This is a genomic window from Candidatus Delongbacteria bacterium (genome assembly GCA_041675285.1).
In the GTDB taxonomy this organism is placed as follows: domain Bacteria; phylum CAIWAD01; class CAIWAD01; order CAIWAD01; family CAIWAD01; genus CAIWAD01.
This window is the reverse complement of sequence record JBAYTZ010000001.1, coordinates 355257-374800: the sequence shown is the minus strand read 5'-3', so window position 1 is coordinate 374800 and position 19544 is coordinate 355257. Positions and strand designations below refer to the sequence as shown.

17 protein-coding genes are annotated in these 19544 nt (G+C 69.8%); 1 reads left to right on the top strand and 16 read right to left on the bottom strand.

Annotated features, from left to right (window positions below):
* Positions 1-215: 215 nt before the first annotated feature.
* The 11 genes from rpoN to WC326_01315 all read right to left on the bottom strand — a co-directional run bounded on the left by rpoN (position 216) and on the right by WC326_01315 (position 12325).
* Complete coding sequence (rpoN, locus tag WC326_01365; GenBank protein ID MFA7329698.1) at positions 216-1688, bottom strand: RNA polymerase factor sigma-54; 1473 nt, start codon at positions 1686-1688, stop codon at positions 216-218.
* 129 nt (positions 1689-1817) lie between these two features.
* Positions 1818-2570 (bottom strand): LPS export ABC transporter ATP-binding protein, encoded by a 753-nt coding sequence (gene lptB, locus WC326_01360; GenBank protein ID MFA7329697.1) that lies wholly within the window; start codon positions 2568-2570, stop codon positions 1818-1820.
* Between the two features lie 35 nt (positions 2571-2605).
* A complete protein-coding gene (locus WC326_01355) occupies positions 2606-4012 on the bottom strand; it encodes a hypothetical protein (GenBank protein ID MFA7329696.1) in 1407 nt (468 codons plus the stop codon).
* Positions 4009-4665 (bottom strand): hypothetical protein, encoded by a 657-nt coding sequence (locus WC326_01350; protein MFA7329695.1) that lies wholly within the window; start codon positions 4663-4665, stop codon positions 4009-4011. The genes WC326_01355 and WC326_01350 overlap by 4 nt, the downstream gene beginning before the upstream one ends.
* On the bottom strand, positions 4662-5654 hold the full coding sequence (locus WC326_01345) for a KpsF/GutQ family sugar-phosphate isomerase (GenBank protein ID MFA7329694.1): 993 nt from the start codon (positions 5652-5654) through the stop codon (positions 4662-4664). The genes WC326_01350 and WC326_01345 overlap by 4 nt, the downstream gene beginning before the upstream one ends.
* The gene (locus WC326_01340) at positions 5651-6241 is read right to left on the bottom strand and encodes an HAD family hydrolase (GenBank protein MFA7329693.1); all 591 of its coding nucleotides are present in this window, start codon (positions 6239-6241) and stop codon (positions 5651-5653) included. The genes WC326_01345 and WC326_01340 overlap by 4 nt, the downstream gene beginning before the upstream one ends.
* Complete coding sequence (gene kdsA, locus WC326_01335; protein ID MFA7329692.1) at positions 6238-7107, bottom strand: 3-deoxy-8-phosphooctulonate synthase; 870 nt, start codon at positions 7105-7107, stop codon at positions 6238-6240. Before kdsA ends, WC326_01340 begins: the two co-directional genes overlap by 4 nt.
* A gap of 360 nt (positions 7108-7467) precedes the next feature.
* Positions 7468-9105 carry a CTP synthase gene (locus WC326_01330; GenBank protein ID MFA7329691.1) on the bottom strand — a complete coding sequence of 546 codons (1638 nt, stop codon included), beginning with the start codon at positions 9103-9105 and terminating at the stop codon, positions 7468-7470.
* 8 nt (positions 9106-9113) lie between these two features.
* Positions 9114-9872, bottom strand: a complete 759-nt coding sequence (gene kdsB / locus WC326_01325; protein MFA7329690.1) for a 3-deoxy-manno-octulosonate cytidylyltransferase — start codon at positions 9870-9872, stop codon at positions 9114-9116.
* Positions 9873-9957: 85 nt separating this feature from the next.
* On the bottom strand, positions 9958-11112 hold the full coding sequence (locus WC326_01320) for an HD domain-containing phosphohydrolase (protein ID MFA7329689.1): 1155 nt from the start codon (positions 11110-11112) through the stop codon (positions 9958-9960).
* Between the two features lie 79 nt (positions 11113-11191).
* Entirely contained in the window at positions 11192-12325 is a 1134-nt protein-coding gene (locus tag WC326_01315) for an ATP-dependent 6-phosphofructokinase (GenBank protein ID MFA7329688.1), read from the bottom strand.
* 173 nt (positions 12326-12498) lie between these two features.
* Here WC326_01315 and ispG point away from each other — a divergent pair, with 173 nt between their 5' ends.
* Positions 12499-14418, top strand: coding sequence for a (E)-4-hydroxy-3-methylbut-2-enyl-diphosphate synthase (gene ispG, locus WC326_01310; GenBank protein ID MFA7329687.1), 1920 nt, complete (start codon positions 12499-12501; stop codon positions 14416-14418).
* Between the two features lie 148 nt (positions 14419-14566).
* Here ispG and feoB read toward each other — a convergent pair whose 3' ends face one another.
* The 5 genes from feoB to WC326_01285 form a co-directional block, all read right to left on the bottom strand.
* Complete coding sequence (feoB, locus tag WC326_01305) at positions 14567-16795, bottom strand: ferrous iron transport protein B (GenBank protein ID MFA7329686.1); 2229 nt, start codon at positions 16793-16795, stop codon at positions 14567-14569.
* Positions 16792-16965 (bottom strand): hypothetical protein, encoded by a 174-nt coding sequence (locus WC326_01300; GenBank protein ID MFA7329685.1) that lies wholly within the window; start codon positions 16963-16965, stop codon positions 16792-16794. Before WC326_01300 ends, feoB begins: the two co-directional genes overlap by 4 nt.
* A complete protein-coding gene (locus tag WC326_01295) occupies positions 16958-17194 on the bottom strand; it encodes a FeoA family protein (protein MFA7329684.1) in 237 nt (78 codons plus the stop codon). Before WC326_01295 ends, WC326_01300 begins: the two co-directional genes overlap by 8 nt.
* Before the next feature lie 205 nt (positions 17195-17399).
* On the bottom strand, positions 17400-18311 hold the full coding sequence (locus WC326_01290) for a tetratricopeptide repeat protein (GenBank protein ID MFA7329683.1): 912 nt from the start codon (positions 18309-18311) through the stop codon (positions 17400-17402).
* A complete protein-coding gene (locus WC326_01285; GenBank protein MFA7329682.1) occupies positions 18305-19534 on the bottom strand; it encodes a VanZ family protein in 1230 nt (409 codons plus the stop codon). Before WC326_01285 ends, WC326_01290 begins: the two co-directional genes overlap by 7 nt.
* Positions 19535-19544 lie beyond the last annotated feature (10 nt).

Genomic DNA, 19544 nt, shown 5'->3' with positions numbered 1-19544 from the left:
GAGCACAAAGAGCTAAAGACTCAAAGAAGAGTTGGCAGCTGAAGTGGGCTTTGCGCTCGGGGAGTCAACACAGAGGCACAGAGGCACAGAAACAGAATGGAATGATAGGGGAACCAAGTGCAGTCGGTCTGCTGGTACTACGCGAAGAGGCCCGCCAGCGATTCTCTAAGAGCCTCTGTGTCTCTGTGTCTCTGTGGTGAGAGCTTTCCCCGGGGCTAGATCTCCCGCCGGAGGCGTTTGACGGGGATCCGCAGCTGCTCGCGGTACTTCTGCACCGTGCGCCGGGCCACGTGGTAGCCTTCCTTCTTCAGCAGGTTGGCGATGGTCTGGTCGGAGAGGGGCTTCTTCTTGTCCTCGCCGTCGATGATCGCCTTCAGGCGGTCGCGGATGATCTTGGTGGAGACGTCCTCGCCCGAGTCCGTGGCCAGGCGCTCGCTGAAGAAGTACTTCAGCTCGAAGACGCCCCACTCCGTCTGGACGTACTTGCGGTTGGTCACGCGACTGACGGTGGAGATGTCCATCTCGATGTCCTCCGCCACGTCGCGCAGGATCATCGGGCGGATGGCTTCCTTGCCGTAGCGGAAGAACTCGATCTGCAGCTTGACGATGGAGCGTGTCACACGCAGCATGGTCTCGCGGCGCTGCTGGATGGCGGAGAGGAACCAGCGGGCGCTCTCCACCTTGCGCACCACGAACTCGCGCACGCTCTTCTCCATCTTTTTGCGCGAGCGGATCAGCTCCTCGTAGGCCCGGCTGATGCGCACCGTGGGCATGCTGCCGTCCACCAGGCTGACCACGAAATCCTCCTCCCGGGTGCCGTCCTCCAGCTCGTGCTCCACGCGCTCCACCACCAGGTCGGGGATGATGTAGTTCTCCTTCTCCTTCAGCTCGCCCTGGCCGGGCTTGGGGTTCAGGCGGGCGATGAAGGCGAAGGCGGCGCGGATCTCCTCCAGGCTGCCGCCCAGCAGGCGGGCCAGGTTCTCGTAGCGCTTGCCGCTGAACTCCTCGTAGTGGTCGCGCACGATGCGCAGGGCGATGGGGTTGGCGTGGCCGTTCTCCGCCAGAACCTCCAGCTGCACCAGCAGGCACTCGCGCAGGTTGCGCGCGCAGATGCCGACGGGGTCGTAGCGCTGGATGCGGGCCAGCACGCGCTCCACGCGCTCCACGGGCGCCTCCAGCAGCAGGGCCAGGTAGTCCGTGCCGCACTCCAGGTAGCCCGAGTCGCCCATGTTGCCGATGATCTCCAGCCCCAGCCGCTGGTCCTCGTAGTCCAGGGCCGGGTCCATCTGCATCTGGTCGGCCAGCCGCTCCTGCAGGGTCTGGATCTGGGGCCGGGGGATGTCGAGCAGTTCCTGGGTGGACTGGGAGGCCGGTTCGCGGCCGTAGGGCGTCAGGTTGTCCTCGTTGATGAACTCGTCCCAATTGTCCTCGTCGCTCAGGGCCTCGTCCATCTCGACGTTTTCCTTGGTCTGGTCGTCGTCGGGCTCGTCGTCCTCCTTGCCCGGCTCGCGCAGATCCTCCACCCCCAGCTCGGCCTCGGCGAACTCCAACGCCGGATTCTCCTCCACCTCCAGCTTCAACCGCGCCTCGAGCAGCATCACGGGCAACTGCAGGAGTTCGCTGCGCAGGATCTGCTGGGGAGTCTGCACCATGTCCTGGCGCATGCTCACTTCCTGGCGGAGGTACATCATGGGCGACAGACCCTTTCTACCCTTTGAATCAGGCGGAACCCCGGTCCACGGCCGCGTGCGGGCCTGGAGCAAGGTCCAATGTTGCTGGGTGAATCCCGACACCGGCCGCGCGGGGGGCCGCAGAACCTATCGATTGAGCCGGAAATTGTCACCCAGGTAGACCCGGCGCACCTGCTCATCCTCGGCCAGCTCCTCGGCCGTGCCCGACTTGAGGATCCGGCCCTCGAAGAGCAGATAGGCCCGATCCGTGATGCTCAAGGTCTCGTGGACATTATGATCGGTGATCAGCACCCCGATCTTTCGTCGCTTGAGGTCATGGACGATGGATTGAATGTCACCCACCGCGATGGGATCCACCCCCGCGAAGGGCTCGTCCAGCAGCATGAAGGCCGGGTCGGAGGCCAGCGCCCGGGCGATCTCCACCCGCCGGCGCTCGCCGCCGGACAGGGTGTAGGCCTTGTGGGTCCGCAGGTGCGAGACTCGCAGCTCCTCCAGCAGGCTGTCCAGGCGCTCGTGGCGCTGGCTGCGCTTCAGGGGCATGGTCTCCAGGATGGCCAGCACGTTGTCCTCCACGGAGAGCTTGCGGAAGATGCTCGCCTCCTGGGCCAGGTAGCCCACCCCGGCCCGGGCCCGGCGGAACATGGGCATGCCCGTCACGTCCTTCTCGTCCAGCCAGATCCGGCCCTGGGTCGGCCGGATCATCCCGGTCATCATGTAGAAGGTGGTGGTCTTGCCGGCGCCGTTGGGGCCCAACAGGCCCACGATCTCCCCGGTGCGCACCTCGATGGAGACCCCGCCCACCACCGTGCGGCGGCCGTAGGTCTTCACCAGGTCCGCGCTGCGGAACACGCGCTCGCCCGTCGTCGCAGACTCGCTCATCCACTTCTCCCGCGGGCCACGCCGGCCCGGCCGTTCTAGGGTTGCGTCGCTCCGGCGGGCCGCGGCTCCGGTTGCGGATCCGCGGCCGGCGCCACTGGCGGGGCGCTGATCACGGCGGCTCCCTGGGGCCGCGGAACCTCCGGCGGCGGACCCGCCGGGCTGTCCGTGGCCGCCGCCGCGGCCGGCACCACCGCGGGCAGTGGAGGCGGGGCCGGCGGCTCGGCCAGGGGCACCCAGCGCGCCTCCATGCCGCCGCCCATCTGCACGCTGCGCAGTTTCTGGTCGTCCAGCACCAGCCAGATCCGGGCGGCGTCCGCCACGTTCATGCCGGGCCGGCCGTCCTCGTCCTTCAGGAAGATCACGCTGCGGGCCTGGCCGTCCACGTAGACCGACTCCAGTTTGCCGTCGGTGAAGTCCAGCTCCATCCGCCGGCCCTGCAGCACGTCGCGCAGGCGCGTGGACACGCTGTCCGAGGGGCTGTCCATCAGGGCCGCGCCCTCCACCCAGAGGGAGTCCAGCTCCTTGCGGTCGCGCAGCAGGGCGGTCATGCGCTCGCCTTGGACCCGGCGCTCGCCGCGCGTGAGCACGGGGTTCAGCAGGAAGTCCATGCGCTCGCTCTGTTCCCTCCACAACAAACTGTCGCAGGTGGCCTGGAAGTCGTCCCGGGTCAGGCGCACGTCGCGCCGGGCCATGGCCAGGCTGTCCGAGCTGCGCCACTGGATCTGGCGGGCGTTCAGAACCGTGGGCGGCGTCTCCAGCAGCGTCAGCTCCGGCTGGCGCGTGGCCGTGTAGACGCCGGCCTCGTGGTCCGCGTCCACCTGGCCGGCCTTGAGCTCCACCTTGTGGCGGTGATCGCGGATGCGGGCCTGGACCTGCAGCTCGCCCTGCTTGAGCCCGTTGTGCCAGTTGCCCTTGTCCGCCCAGGCCTCCAGACTGTCGCCCCAGCTGTGGACGTGGCCGCGCGCGCTGACCGTCTCCCGGCGCTCGTCGTAACTGACCTCATCGGCCGTGACCACGCGCTCGCCCTCGACGACCTTCACCTGCTCCGTGCAGACCAGGGTGCCGGCCGCCTGGTCGTAGCGGCCCAGGCCGAAGGTGAAGACGCGGCCGTTGTGCAGCACGCGCACGTGGCCCTCCAGCTCGCGCACCGTGCGGCCGTCCAGCTCGACGGTGCGCATGATGTCCGCCCGGTCCAGCACGATGGCCGAACCCGTTGGCGGCGGCGTCTCGCGCTCCGGGGCGGGCGGGCCCACGGGCGGGGCGGGCCGTTTGGCGCCGGGCGCCCCGACCACCGCGCCGCGGGTCTTGGGCGAGGGTTTGTCGTCGCGCTTGCGCAGGCCGAACAGGCCCTGGGCTCCCAGCAGGCCGGGCACGAGCAGAATGGCCAGCAGCACGTGGAAGCGCCCGGAGCCAAGCCGGCGACTGGGCGTCCGGGGCCTCACGAGGCCTTCCGGGCCGGAGCGGCCGGACGCGGGGCGGGGGCGCGGTGGGTCACGCCCTCGGGGGAGTCGATCTCCCAGTTGCGCAGGTTGCGATCGCTGCGGAAGCCGACGCCGCGCAAGGTGTCGAAGGGCGTGTAGAAGGTGATCCGTTCCTCGGTCTGGATCTTGTGCAGGCGCTGGACCCAATCCAGGCGGCTGGTGATCAGCTTGAAGGGCGGCTTGCGGCGCAGCGCGCCCAGATCGGCGCCCAGCGCGGCGTCCCCCAGCCGGCGTCCCTTGGGATCGGAGGCGGCCAGCACACGCACGTTGCCCTCCGCCGTCAGGTCCTGGCGGTCGCGCCGATAGAGCAGCGAGTCGCAGAGGGTCAGGCTCTCCACCCGGCCCAGGCTGTCCCAACTCACCACCTCGACGGAGTCCCGCATGCGGATCAGCGAGCGGCGGCGCTGCTGCTCCATCCGCCGGGCCGTGATGGCGCCGCGCACCTGTCCGCCTTCCTGCAGCTCCACCCGGGCCTCCAGGAAGACCTGCTCCGGGCGGTTGGCCTGCGCGGCGGGAATGGACTCCGGCACGGGCGCGCCCCCGCAGCCCAGGGCCAGCAGCAGGGCCAGGGCGGTGAGCGAGCGGACTCGCCGCGACTGAGAGCTCAGGGTCACCGGATCCCCAACGCCAGCAGATCGTGCAGGTGCAGGATGCCCACCGGCGCGTCCGCCCCGTCCACCACCACCAGCTGCTGGATTTTGTGCTGGTTCAGCCGGCTCAGGGCCTCCACGGCCAGGCGCCCGCTCTCGATGGTCTTGGGCCGCAGGCTCATCAAGTCGCGAGCCTTGAGCTGGGAGAGATCGACGGAGGTCAACATGTGGCGGCGCAGGTCGCCGTCGGTGATCAGGCCGGTCAGCCGCCCCTCCTCCAGCACCAGGGTGGCGCCGCAGCGGCTGCCCGTGATGCTGACGATCACCTGGGGCAGCGTGGCCTCCAGCCCCACCACGGGCAGTCCGCGGCCCTCGGGCAGCGCGTCGGCCACCGTCAGCAGCAGCTGGCGGCCCAGCGCGCCGGCCGGGTGGAAGAAAGCGAAGTCCTCCTTGGTGAAGCCGCGCCGGGTCATCAGCGAGACGGCCAGCGCGTCGCCGATCACCAGGGCCAGCGTGCTGCTGGTGGTGGGGGCCACGCCGTTGGGGCAGGCCTCCTGCTCGATGGAGGCGTCCAGCAGCACTTCGGCGTGGCGGGCCAGCGGGCTCTGCAGGTCGTGGGTCACGGCGATGACCGGCACGCCGCGCCGCTTGAGGAAAGGCAGCAGCGTGTTGAGTTCGTCTCCGGCGCCGGACTTGGAGATCACCAGCGCGCAGTCGCCGGGCTGGATTAGCCCGAAGTCCCCGTGGGCGCCCTCGATGGGGTGGATGAAGAAGGCGGGCGTCCCGGTGGAGGTCATGGTGGCGGCGATCTTGCGGGCGATGAAGCCCGACTTGCCCAGTCCGCAGACGATCAGGCGCCCGGTGCGCGCCCCGCCCGCCGGCCCCGAGGTGCTGAGGATCAGCTCCACGGCCCGCAGGAAGGAGTCGTCCAGGCGCGTCTCCAGACGCTCCAGGGCCTCGCGTTCGATGCGCACCACCTGACGCAGGATGTCCAACTCGGCCTGTTCGTTCATTGAGTTCCCTCCTGGCCCGCGTCCGGGGCGCTGGCGGCGGGTCCGGCTCCCGCCAGGTAGCGCTGCAGCAGTTCCCCGTGCTGGCCGCGGGCCTTGAGCAATTCGTCCACGAAGTCGCGCACCGCGCCCCGTCCGCCCGGCAGGGCGGACTGGAAGTGGCAGTGGGCGGGCAGCTCCGGCCGGGCGTCCGCCGGACAGGCCGCCAGACCCACCCGGACCAGGAGTGGCAGGTCGATCCAGTCGTCGCCCATGGCCGCGCAGTCCGCGGGCGTCACCCGCGCCGCGGCGCACAACTCCTCCAGGGCCCGCCCCTTGTCCGGCCGCCCCTGCAGCAGGTGTTCGACGCCCAGCTCGCGGGCCCGGCGCTCCACGGCCGCCGAGCGCCGTCCCGTCAGAATGGCCACGCGCAGGCCCGCCGCCCGGGCCAGGGTGATGCCCAGTCCGTCCTGGGCGTGGAAGGCCTTCACGTCGGAGTCGCCGCCGTCCAGGGTGATCCGGCCGTCCGTCAGCACGCCGTCCACGTCCAGGATCAGCAGCTGCAGGGCCCGGGCGCGCCGGCCAAACTCCGCGGGGTCCAGGCGGATCATCCGCAGCTCGCGAAGGGTCCGCTGGCCGCGTCGCGCTCGTCGGCCTCCCGGGCAATCTCGTGCAGGCGCACGCAGTCCCGCAACAGGTCGCCCAGCCGCGAGAGCGGCAGCATGGAGGCCGCGTCGCAGAGGGCGCTGGCCGGGTCGGGGTGGGTCTCCAGGAACAGCACGTCCACGCCCGCGGCCACGCCGGCCCGGGTCAGGTGCGGGATGTACTGGGGTTCGCCGCCCGCCGGATCGGAGCTCGAGACGCCGTACTTGCGCACGGTGTGGGTGGGGTCGAAGACCACGGGATAGCCCAGGCTGCGCATCATGGGCAGGCTGCGCATGTCGGCCACCAGGTTGTGGTAGCCCAGGCAGGTGCCGCGCTCCGTCAGCATGATGTTGCGGTTGCCGCAGGCCTCGAGCTTGCCCACCACGTTCTTCATGTCCAGCGGATGGAGGAACTGGCCCTTCTTGACGTTGACGGCCTTGCCCGTGCGGGCGGCGGCGATCACCAGCTGGCTCTGCATGCAGAGGTAGGCCGGGATCTGCAGCACGTCCAGCACCTCGGCGGCGGGCGCGCACTCCTCGGGCGTGTGCACGTCGGAGAGCACGGGCACGTCGAAGGCCGCGCGCACCTCCTCCAGGACTCTCAGGCCCTCCTCCAGGCCCGGTCCCTGGTAGCTCGTGATGGTGCTGCGGTTGTCCTTGGTGTAGCTGCTCTTGAAGATCAGCGGCAGGCCGAGTTCGTCCGCCAGCCGGCGGGCGTGCTCGGCCACGCGCAGGCAGACCTCGCGGCTCTCGATGACGCAGGGCCCGGCAATCAGGGCCAGGGGGCCGCCGCGGCCGATGGTCAGCTTGCCAACCTGGATGTTGTTCGACATCGCTCATCCCTTCTCCGCGCCTCGCGCGGCCCTTCCGCGCTCGGCGCGGCACGCTCTCGCTCGTCCCGGCGTCTGCCGGGAAACCGTGATTTCCACCTTTCTGCTGGCGCCAGAAAGGTGGAGCCAAAGAGGCGCTTTTTCTCAGCGGCCAGAGTCAGGCCACCTCGCGGTGGCCTTCCGCTGGCCGGCGTTTGGGCTTCCTGAAACCGTGTAGCTGGTTCCGCCTGACGGCGTCACCACCTGGTTCTGGTTCAGCCCTGCGGGCTTCACCTCACGCGACCCAGAACTTCTCTCTTTCTCTCTCTGTGTCTCTGTGTCTCTGTGTCTCTGTGTCTCTGTGGTGAAAAAAGTGGATCGGGCCTACTCCTGGCCGGCCTCGGTCTGCCGCATGCAGGCCTTGACGAATTCCCGGAAGAGCGGGTGCGGACGCATCACGCGGCTCTTCAGCTCCGGGTGGAACTGGCAGCCCAGGTACCAGGGATGCTCCGGCACTTCCACCATCTCCACCAGGTGCTCGTCCGGCGAGAGGCCCGAGAGCAGCAGGCCGCCCTCGCGCAGCAGGTCGCGGTAGCGGTTGTTGACTTCGTAGCGGTGGCGGTGGCGCTCCTGGATGACCTCGCGGCGGTAGGCCTTGAAGGCCTTGCTGCCCGGCTTGAGCACGCAGGGCCAGGCTCCCAGCCGCATGCTGGCGCCCTTGACCTTCACGCCGCGCTGGTCCTGCATCAGGTCCACCACGGGGTAGCGCAGGCGCGGGGCGAACTCGGTGGAGTTGGCGCTCTTCAGCCCGCAGATGTGGCGGGCGAACTCGATCACCAGGACCTGCATGCCCAGGCAGATGCCGAAGTAGGGGATGCCGTTTTCCCGGGCGTGGCGGGCGGCCTGGATCTTGCCCTCGATCCCGCGCTCGCCGAAGCCGCCGGGGATCAGGATCCCGCCCACGCCGGCGAACAGCTCCGCCGCGTTCTCCGCCGTGACCTTCTCCGAGTCCACCCAGCGGATGCGCACTCTGCGCTCCAGCTCGAAGCCCGCGTGATACAAGGCCTCGCTGATGGACTTGTAGGCGTCGGTGAGCCGCACGTACTTGCCGCAAACCGCCACCTCCACCTCGCGGGTCAGCCCGCGGATGGTGCCCACCAGGCGCTCCAGCGGCTCCAGGTCCGCCGGCTGGGCCTTGATCCCCAGCTTGTCCAGCACGTTGTCCGCCAGGCCCTGGCGCTCGTATTCCAGCGGCACCTCGTAGACCGAACCCATGTCCCGGGCGTCGATGACGTCGTCGGCCTGCACGTTGCAGAACAGGCCGATCTTGGCCCGAGCGTCCCGCGGGATGCCCTGGTCGTTGCGGCAGACCAGGATGTCCGGCTGGATGCCGATCTCGCGCAGGCGCATGACGCTGTGCTGGGTGGGCTTGGTCTTCAGTTCACCGGCCATGGGGATGTAAGGCAGCAGGGTCAGGTGGATGAACACGCTGTTGCGCCGCCCGACCTCCAGGGCGAACTGGCGGATGGCCTCCAGGAAGGGCAGGCTCTCGATGTCGCCCACCGTGCCGCCCACCTCCACCAGCACGATGTCCGTGTTCTTCTCGGCCCGCGCCAGCTCAAGGATCCGGCGCTTGATCTCGTCTGTGATGTGCGGGATGACCTGCACGGTGGCGCCCAGGTAGTCGCCGGCGCGCTCGCGGCGGATCACGGCGTCGTAGATCTGCCCCGTGGTGGCGTTGGAGAGCCGGCTGGTGCTGATGTCCAGGAAGCGCTCGTAGTGCCCCAGGTCCAGGTCGGTCTCGGCCCCGTCGTCGGTGACATAGACCTCGCCGTGCTGGTAGGGGCTCATGGTGCCCGGATCCACGTTGATGTAGGGATCCAGCTTGATCACGTTGACCTTGAGGCCCCGCAGCTTGAGCAGGATGCCCAGCGAGGCGATGGTCACGCCCTTGCCCAGCGAGGAGACCACGCCGCCCGTGATGAAGACGAATTTGCAGCCAAGACGCGGAGTGCGGCTCATGGGGGTCCTCAGCGCTGGGCCGCGGGGCCGGCCGTGCCGGCGCGCCGCAGCATGTCCTCCGCCCGCTCCAGGTCCGCGGGTCGGTCCACGCCCAGGGGTTGGTACTCCACGGGCACGGTCTGGATGGGGATGCCGTTCTCCAGCAGGCGCAGCTGTTCCAGCATCTCCAGCTGTTCCAGGTGGCTGCTGAGCGACGAGAAGCGCGCCAGCAGCCCGGCGCGGTAGACGTAGAGTCCCACGTGCTTGCGCCAGAGCTCCAGGGCCGCGCCGCCCTCCCGGTCGAAGGGCACGACGCTGCGGCTGAAGTAGAGCGCCCGGCCCCGGGCGTCCACCACCACCTTGGCCGTGTCCGGGCTGCGCAGCTCGTCCAGGTCCCGGAAGGTGGTCACGGGCGTGGCGCAATCCAGCTGGGGGTCGTCCAGCAACGGGCGGATGGTCGCGTCGATGATCCCGGGCTGCAGCAGTGGCTCGTCGCCCTGGATGTTCACCACGATGGCCGCCGGCACGCGCTGGGCCACCTCGGCCAGCCGATCCGTGCCGCTGGCGTGATCGGCACGGGTGAGCAGAACCTCGGCCCCGAACGTTTCTGCGGCCTGGCGGATGCGCTCGTCGTCGGTGGCCACCAGCAGGCGGTCCAGCAGGCGGGCCTGGCGGGCGGCCTCCCAGACCCACTGCAGCATGGGTTTGCCCTGCAGCAGGGCCAGCGGTTTGCCCGGGAACCGGCTGGAGGCCCAGCGGGCCGGGATCACTCCCAAGACTCCGATCACGCCCACTCCCTGAGACTGCCCAGGCCTACACACGAAGCGCCGCGGGTGGCCGCGGCGCTTGCCGATCCAATGTCATGAACGCAGGCTAGAAAATCTCGGTGGGATGCAGCTCGGACAGGCTGGGCGCCAGTCCCCGGCGGATGGCCAGGCCGCTGGCCGCGCAGTCCACCAGCTGCAGGCCCTGGGGGCTCTTGCAGGCCACCACGGGGGCGTGGGGATTCCGGCGCGAACTGACCCGGCCCCGCAGCCCGTTCTCCAGCTCCACGGGCGATCCCAGCGGCCAGGGACCCAGCGCGCGGGTGAAATCCATCACCAGTTCCGGGTGGAATTCGCGGCCGGCCCAGCCCTGCATCAGGTTCAGGGCCGCCACCGGGGAAAGCGCCCGCCGGTAGCTGATGCCGTGGGTCAGGCGATCGTAGGTGTCGCAGATGGCCACCAGCTCCGCCAGGGGATGGACGTCCGTGCCGTTCAGACCCTGGGGGAAACCGTTGCCGTTGATGCGCTCGTGGTGCTCGCCCACCGCGCGGCGCACCTCGCCGGGCACGCCGGGCAGGCCGCTCAGGATCTCCACGCCGAAATCGGGATGGTCGCGGTACTGGTCGGCGGTCTCGTCCAGCTCGTGCTGGGTCAGCTGGTCGGTGGACAGGCAATGCATGAGGCCCACGTCGTGCAAGAGGGCTCCCAGAGCCACGCGCCGTAGTTCCTCGTCCCCGGAGTCCGGCCGGCGGAACAGGGAGACGCGCAGGGCCAGGCTGGCCACGTTGCGGCTGTGGCGGAACACGGCGGGCAGCGCCTCGCGCAGCAGGGCCAGCACGTCCAGCAGCTCCGGATCCTCGCGCCCCATCCGGGCCAGCTCTTCACCCTGGGATTCCAGCGGGGCCAGGTCGGGCTTGCCCGAGGCCTGGACGGAGCGGAACACCTCCAGCAGGTCCTGTTCGGCCGCGGCCTCCCGGGGCCGGGCCTCGTCCACGGCCAGGCGCAGCTCCAGGGTGCGCCGGCGTAGTTCGGGCGCGCACTCCGCGACTAGGCCCTCGCGGACGGAATCCGGCGTGACGGCCACGGCGGCCATGCCCGTCTCCCGCAGGCGGTTCAACTGCCAATCGCTGGAGATCACCTGATCCCGGGCGTAGAGCAGCAGCGAGTGCCCGTCGGTGGTGGTTTCGTAGACATCCGCAGCCAGGCGGCTGCCCAGCTTCAGCTGATCCACTCGAATGTGTTGGGCCATGACGTACACACTCACCATGCTTCCGGTTCTGGGGGGGCCGGGAGTCGGACGGCCTCGAGGGGACGGGTCAGCGCCCCGCCGGGGCCGGCACCACCTACAAGCGAACTTCGCGGTTGGTCCGGCCGAAATTGACGCCCATGCGCTCGGCGTAGCGGACCGTCTGCCCCTCAGGATCCACGTTCTTTTCGCGCCCTACCACCTCGCTGAAGGGGCGGGCGATGATCTCGCCTCCTTCCAGCACGGCCAGGTGGTTGAAGCGACCCTTGGCGATCATCCCGGCGGCCTTCACACCGAACTTCGTGGCCAGGATGCGATCGAAGGCGATGGGCGAGCCCCCGCGCTGGATGTGGCCCAGCGTCGTGGAGCGGCACTCCAGTCCGGTCTGCTCATGGATCTTATCGGCAAGCCAATCGCCAATTCCACCCAATCGCTCATTTGCGTAAGTGCCTTCGCTGGCGCAGCGCATCACGTGCAGGTCACCGGCCTTCTCCCGGGCGCCCTCGGCCACCACGATGATCGAGAAGCTGGCGCCGCGCCGGTTGCGCTTGAGCACGGCGTCCACCACTTCGCTCATCTCGAAGGGGATCTCGGGGATCAGGATGATGTCCGCGTCGCCGGCGATCCCGGCCATCAGGGCGATCCAGCCCGCGTAGCGGCCCATCAACTCCAGGATCATCACGCGGTGATGGCTGGCCGCCGTGGTCTGCAGGCGATCCAGGGCCTCCATGGCCGTCTGGACGGCGGTGTGGAAGCCGAAGGTCAGCTCGGTGCCCGCCAGGTCGTTGTCGATGGTCTTGGGCACGCCCACCACGGGGATGCCGCGCTCGCCCAGGTCCGCGGCGATTTTCATGGTGCCCTCGCCGCCGATGCAGACCAGGGCGTCCAGTCCCAGGTAGCGGAAATTCTTGACCATCTGGGGGCGCAGGTCCTCCTCCACGGCCTGGCCGTCCTTCACCACGCTGCGCTGGAAGGGATTGCCGTGGGAGGCCGCGCCCAGGATGGTGCCGCCGCGGGGCAGCAGGCCGCGCACGGCCTCCAGGGTCAGCGGGATGGTCTTGGCCGTGTCCACCAGGCCTTCCAGCCCGTTCAACAGACCCACCACCTCCCAGCGGTACTTGAGGATGGCGGCCTTGGTGAAGCCGCGGATGACGGCGTTCAGCCCCGGGGCGTCGCCGCCGCTGGTGGAAATGGCGATGCGATGGATGTCGGGCAGGCTCTGGGCAGGCACAATGGGCTCCTTTGCTTGATGCGGCTCGAAGGTAAGGAACTGTTCTCTCCCATTCCTTTTTCGCGGGAGGGTCCGCCGCCCGCCGCCGGCCCGGAGCGCCCGCGGGGGCGCCTCGTTTGCCAAAGCCCACGGTCGGCGATAGATTGCCAGCGTTTGCCACGGAAAGGCCCCGCATGTACCTGCCCAACCGGCTGCGCCCACGCCGCCTGATCACCCGGGAAGTCCGGGTGGGCGAGCTGGGAATCGGAGCGCAGCATCCCATTCGCGTCCAGTCCATGACCACCACACCTACCCAGGATGTGGCCGCCACGGTGGCCCAGACCCTGCGGCTGGCCCAGGCGGGCTGCGAACTGGTGCGCATCACGGCGCCCACGGTGGCCGACGCCCAGGCCCTGGGCGAGATCCGGCGCGAGCTGAAGCGCCAGAACTGCCGCGTGCCGCTCTGCGCGGACATCCACTTCAGTCCGCGCGCAGCCCTGGAAGCGGCCCGGCACGTGGAAAAGATCCGGATCAACCCGGGCAATTTCTCCGGCCGGCCCGGCCGCGAGGAACGCACGGGCACGGAGGCGGCCTTCGAGGAGCGCGAATTCGAGCAGGGCCGCCAGGAGGCCCGCAAGGCCTTTCTGCCGCTGCTCCGGCTGCTCAAGCAGGAAGGCCGCGCCCTGCGGATCGGCGTCAACCACGGCAGCCTGTCCCAGCGGATGGTCTACCGCCACGGCGACACCACCGCGGGCATGGTGGAGAGCGCGCTGGAGTACCTGGACTTCTGCCGCGAGGAGAACTTCCACGACGTCATCCTCTCCATGAAGGCCTCCAACGTCCGCGTGATGATCTACGCCTACCGTGAACTGGTGGAGCAGCTGCGCGAGCGCGAGCTGAGCTATCCCCTGCACCTGGGCGTCACCGAGGCCGGCGGCGGGATCGAGGGCATCCTCAAGAGCGCCCAGGGCATCGGCGCGCTGCTGGAGGACGGCCTGGGCGACACCATCCGCGTCTCGCTGACGGATCCGCCGGAGATGGAGATCGCCCCGGCCCGGGCCCTGGCGGAGCGCTACTCGCGCCCGCTGCCCGACAGCCGGCTGGACTTCCCCGAGTGCGGCCACGACTGGCTGAGCTGGAGTCCGCGGCCCACGCACCTGACGGGCGACCGCGGCAGCCGCTTCCGCACCGGAGGCGGGGCTGTCTTCCCGGTCACCCTCTCCGAGGCCGCCCAGGACGTGCCCGGGCTCTCCCCGCTGCTCGCGCAACTGCCCGACGCCGACAGCTACCTGCCGCGCACGCCCGGCGAGGCCGCCCCGGCCTGCCGGCGGGCGGGCGGACGCCCGGTGACCCTCTACCGCTCCGACGTGGTGGAGAGCAACGTGGTGCGGCGGATCATCCCGGTGGAGGTCATCCAGGACGACGTCTCCAGCTGGGCGCCCGTGGTCCAGGACGTGGACGAGATCCTGCAGTTCCACATCACCACGCGCCAGCTGCCGCAGATCCACAGCCTGGTGCGCTACATCCACGAGCACTTCCCGGCCGGACGCACGGTGCTCTCCATCGAGAGCGAGTTCCCCGTCACGGCCTACCGCCTGCTGGACCTGGCCCTGCGCAAACTGGGCAGCCGGTTGCCGCTGGACTTCTTCGCCGGTCGCGAGCAGTGCAAGGACCCGCTGGCCCTGGCGGCCATCCTGGGCTCGCTGTTGGCCGACGGCCTGATCCACAGCCTGACCCTGGAAGGCGACGTGGCCATGACGGGCAGCCGGCTGTTCGCCTTCACCGTGCTGCAGGGCGCCGGCGCGCGCCTGTTCGCCACGGAGTACGTCTCCTGCCCGGGCTGCGGGCGCACGCTCTTCGAGCTGGACGGGACCACGGCCCGCATCCAGGCGGCCACCAGCCACCTCAAGGGGCTGAAGATCGCCGTGATGGGTTGCATCGTGAATGGTCCGGGGGAGATGGCGGACGCCGACTTCGGCTACGTGGGCAGCGCGCCGGGCAAGATCGACCTCTATGTGGGCCGGGACGTGGTGCAGAAGAACGTGCCCCAGGCGGAGGCCGTGGACCAGTTGGTGGCCCTCATCCGCGAGCAGGGCCGCTGGGTCGAACCCTGAGCCGCTTCGGGGAATCACCACAGAGACACAGAGTCACAGAGAAAGAGTTGGATGTAGAAGAGCGGCACGAGGACTGCCTCGCTGTATTCTCTACTCCAATTCTTCCTGTCTCTGTGCCTCTGTGTCTCTGTGTTACAAGTTCCCACCCCTAGTAGCCCAGCGCGGAACCCAGCTGGAAGACGAGGAAGGTCAGGATCCAGGCCAGGGCCGTCAGACCCAGCAACTGGAACCAGGCCCAGCGCTGGCCGCCGGCCTCCCGGGCCGTGACGGCGAAGGTGCTCATGCAGGGCGTGGAGATCAGCGCGAACAGCATGATGCAGAAGCCTACAAGAGGCGTGTAGCGGCTGCGCAGCTCGTGGCGCAGGCTCTCGGAGCCCTCGGCCGTCTCCCCCAGCGCATAGACCACGCCCAACTGGGCCACGAACAACTCCTTGGCGGCGAAGGCGCCCAGCAGGCTGCTGGAGATGCGCCAGTCGAAGCCCAGCGGCGCCATCACGGGCTCCAGGGCCTGCCCCACCCGCCCCAGCAGCGACGCGCGCAGATCCTCCTCCGCCCGCTGGTTGTCCAGCACCTGCACGCGGGCCGCGTCCCCGGCGGCGCGGGCGGCGGCCAGCTCGGCCTGGCGGGCCGCGTCGTGGCGGGCGGGCGGCCAGGAGGCCATGGCCCAGAGCAGGACCGAGACGCCCAGGATCAACGTGCCGGCCTTGCGCAGGTAGAGCCAGGCCCGCAGGCGGACCTGCGCCCCCAGGCTCTTCCAGGTGGGCAGCTTGTAGGGCGGCAACTCCATCACGAAGGGGCTCTCCTCGCCCTTGAGCACGGAGATGCGCAGCAGCTTGGCCATGCCCACCGCCAGCAGCACGCCGATGGCGTAGATCAGGAAGAGCATGCGGGCGTGCAGGTGCGCCGGGAAGAAGGCCGGGATGATCAGCAGGTAGATGGGCAGCCGCGCGCCGCAACTCATCAGCGGCAGGACCAGCATGGTCAGCAGGCGGTCGCGCTGGTTCTCCAGCACGCGCGTGCCCATGATGCCCGGGATGCTGCAGCCGAAGCCCGTCAAGAGCGGGATGAAGCTCTTGCCGTGGAGGCCGATGCGCTGCATCAGACGGTCCATCAGGAAGGCCGCCCGGGCCATGTAGCCCGTGTCCTCCATCAGGGTCAGGCCCAGGAAGAGCAGCACGATGTTGGGCAGGAAGATCAACACGCCGCCCACCCCGCCCAGGACGCCGTCCAGCACCAGGCTCTTGAGCAGCGGCGCCTGCCAGGGCCAGTGGCCGTCCACCCAGGCCGCCAGCGCGCCGAAGCCCGTCTCCATCCAGCCCATGGGCAGTTCGCCCAGACTGAAGGTCAGCTGGAAGATCAGGTACATGAAAAAGAGGAAGATGGGCAGGCCCAGCCAGCGGTGCAGCAGCAGCTGGTCGGTGAGGTCGCTGCGATGACGGCGGGCCGGGTCGGGACCCACGGGCCGGCAGGCCTCGATCAGGCTCTGGATGAACTCGTGGCGGCGGGCCGCCAAGGTCAGCTCCACGCGCTGGCCGCTCTCGCGCTCGATGCGGGCCTGCCAGGCGGCGATCCGCTCCAGCAGATCGGCGGAGTCCGGCAGCCGGCGGGCCACCTCCTCCCGCGCGCGCGCCTCGCCCTCCAGCAGGCGCAGGGACAGCCAGCGCCGGGGCAGACCGTCCAGGCGGGCCAGTCCGGCGCCAATCTCCGCCAGGGCCTCCTCCACCAGGGGACCGAAGTCCACCTGCGCGGCGCCCGCCAGCGCCGCCGGGCCGGCTTCCAGGGCCGCGGCCACCGCCGCCTTCAGCCGCTCCAGGCCCCGCGCCTGGTGGCCGGCCACGGCCACCACGGGCAGGCCCAGCCGGCGACCCAGTTCCTCCAGGTCCAGCCGCTGGCCGCGCCGCCAGGCCACGTCCAGCATGTTGGCGGCCAGCACCAGGGGCAGGCCCAGCTCCAGCAGCTGGGTGGCCAGGTAGAGATTGCGCTGCAGGTTGGAGGCGTCCAGCACGTCCACCACCAGATCCGGCCGCTCCTCCACAAGCACGTCCCGGGCGACGATCTCCTCAATGGAGTAGGCGGAGAGGCTGTAGGTGCCGGGCAGGTCCAGCACGGCCCAACTCCAAGAACCGAAGCGGCAGCGGCCTTCCTTGCGCTCCACGGTCACGCCGGGAAAGTTGGCCACATGCTGGGTGGAACCGGTCAGGCCATTGAAGACGGAGGTTTTGCCGGAATTGGGATTGCCCGCCAGGGCCACAACAGCGCTGCGGGCGGGACCGCGGGGCGGGACGGAGAGCGGAGCGGTCTCCGGCGCTTCCTGCAGATAGTGACAGGGCTCCGTGGCGCTCCGGGTCAGGGCGCCCAGCCACTCCGGCCAGTTCACCGTGGGGTCCGCTCACAGCGGGCGGCGAGGTCGCAGCCCGCGCAGCCTCCGCAGTCACGCTTGCCGTCCGCGCGCACCGCCACGGGCGAGGGTTCCGTCAGGCCGCGCCGTACCAGCCAGAGGGCCCCCAGCAGGGCCGCGGCGATCAGCAGGCTCTCGGGTTCAAACATGATGCTCCAGCGGGCGCACCTGCACGCGCAGCGCCTCGGCCTTGCGCAGGGACAGGTGGTAGCCCATGACTTGCAGTTCCAGGGGATCCCCCAACGGCGCCACGCGCAGCATCCGCACGTGCTGGCCCGGCACGACGCCCATGTCCGCCATCCGACGCGCGATGGCGCCCTCGCCGGACACCGTCAGGATCAGAGCTTCTTCGCCGGGCTTCAACGCCGCCAGAGTCATGTCGTCCCCGCTTCTTTGGTGCGCCAAACATAGTGTCTATCGACCTGATCTTCTATGGTCTTTAGAAAAAACTGGCAAGAATTTAACGCAAGAACCCGCCCGGACCAGGGCCCGGCGCGGGTTCTGCTCATCCTTTGTTCCGAAAATCCACCAAGCAACAAGCTCCAGCTCGGCTCCTCCGGCGCTGGTGGTGACCAAGGGGCTGTTAAGGTCGAACCGCCGACACCAGCGAAATCTCCTCCAGGCGGCGCTGCCAGGTGACGGCCTCGCCCCAGCCGGGCCAACAGGCCAGGGCCCGCTGGCAGGCGGCGCGCGCCAACTCGGGTTGGCCCAATCCGGCGTAGGCCTGGGAGAGCAGGAGGTGGCTGCGGGCGGCGTCCCGACTCTGGCTGGCCAGCCAGTCCGGCACCCAGGCGGCGAAGGGCGCCAGATCCGCCGGGGTCAGGGGCCGTCGGCTCAAGCGGACCAGCGGAGCTTCGCCGCCCAGACTGTCCGCGGGCAAGCGGCGCTTCAGCATGCCCTCAAAGAGTCCGTCCAGCGACGACTCCAGCGCCAGGGAGCGCTCCAGCAGGGGCAGGGCCTCGGCGGGCCGCCCATCCTTCAGCAGCAGACGGCCTGCCTGACGCAGAACCGCCGCGGGGTAGGCCGCGTCGTCCGCGCTGCGCAGGAACCAGTCCGCCGCCGCGGCGCGCCGTCCGCGCAGTTCATTCAGGGTGCCCAGATGCAGGGCGGTGATCTCCCGGTTGGCGGGATTGTCCCGCAGGCACTGCAACAACAGAGTCTCGGCCTCGTCGAGCCGTCCCAGCTTCAGCAGCGCGATGCCCAGGTTGCCCCGGGTGTCGGTCTGCTCGGGATGGAGCGTCAGCGCCCGCTGATAGATCCGGGCGGCCAACTCCCACTGCTGCCGTCGCAGGGCCTGGTCTCCCAGGCTCTTGTAGTCCCGGGCCTCGGTCAGGCGGCCGGGCTCCACCCAGTCCATGAACCAGCCGGGCTCCAACCAGGAGAGCAGGCCCAGCGAGCCCGCCGCCAGCCAGCAGGCCAGGATGAAGCGTCCGATGAGTCGGTCCAGCGCGCCCATGCGGGCCGCCGGGCGGGCAGGGGGTTCGTGTTTCAGCATGAGACGTGCACCACGAAGGTCACCCGCCGGCCCTCGTCCTTCAACCGGTTGAAGACGGCGCAGGCCTGGGGCGTGGGCAGCACGATCAATTGCACGGCCCGCTCCAGCTCCAGGCCGGGCAGGAACTGCACGGGCAAGCCCTCGGGAAAGCCCAGTCCGCCCTGGCCCGTGAACCCGCTGCCGATGAGCAGGATGTCCGCGGGCAGTCGCAAGAGGGTCTGTTGGTCGCGGGTGCCGAAGGCGTGCTTCTTGTCCACCAGCCGAAAGCCGCCGTCCGGCCGGATCAGCACGTCGAAGGCCGGCAGGGGCAGCCCGCTGTACACGATCCAGTGGCGTCCGCAGGCTTGGATGCGATCCCGGGGCTGCAGGAGGTGGCTGGCCCCCAGTCCCAACGCGCCCAGCGATAGCAATCCACCCAACAGGACCCGCCAGCCGGGCCGACCCAGGCCGTGTACCAGCAGGACGGCGCCGCCGGTCAGTCCCAGCCAGCCCAGCAGGGCCCAGGGCAGGTAGCGCAGGTCGGTCAGCAGCGAGCCCACGCCCAACAGCAGCCAGGCCGCGCCCAGGTTGAGCGCCAGTTGGGGCACGGCGGCCTGGCGGTAGTCACGCCAGCGGGGGCGCCAGGGCCGCCAACCTTCCCGCGCCAGCGCGGGCCAGGCCTGGTGGACGGTCACGGCCCCCAGCCCGATGGCCGCGCCCCAGGCGTCCTTGCCGATGTCCCCCACGTCGAAGATCCGGCTGCTGATGAAGACCTGGATCGTCTCGTCGCAGGCCGAGAGGAGCAGGGCCGCCCCCAGTCCGGGCAGCGCGGCCAGATGCGCGGGACGGCCCCGGCGCACGTGCCAGCGCCAGAACAGGCCGGCGAAGATCAGGTAGGCCAGGGTGTGCCAGTTCTGCTGCAGGTCGGTGGGCAGATGGCCGAAGTAGTAGTCGGCCACCTGGTGTCCCGCCGCCCAGAGCGCCAGCACTCCCGCCAGCACGGCCAGGCTGCGCGGCCTGAGCTGCCGGCGCAGCAACCAGGCGCTTGCGCCCGCGGCCAGCAAGGCCAGCCACGGCATGAGCAGGAACTCCCCGTCCCCGCCGGGCAGGGGAGTGCGGGAGAGCTCGCCGATGGCCTGCTGCAGGTAGGCCCGCAACAGCAGGAAGGGAGTCACGATCAACAACAGCGCGTATGCCGCAAGCTGCGGACCCGGACGGGTCCACAAGGGCAGGGGTGTCTGCATGATGTCTCGC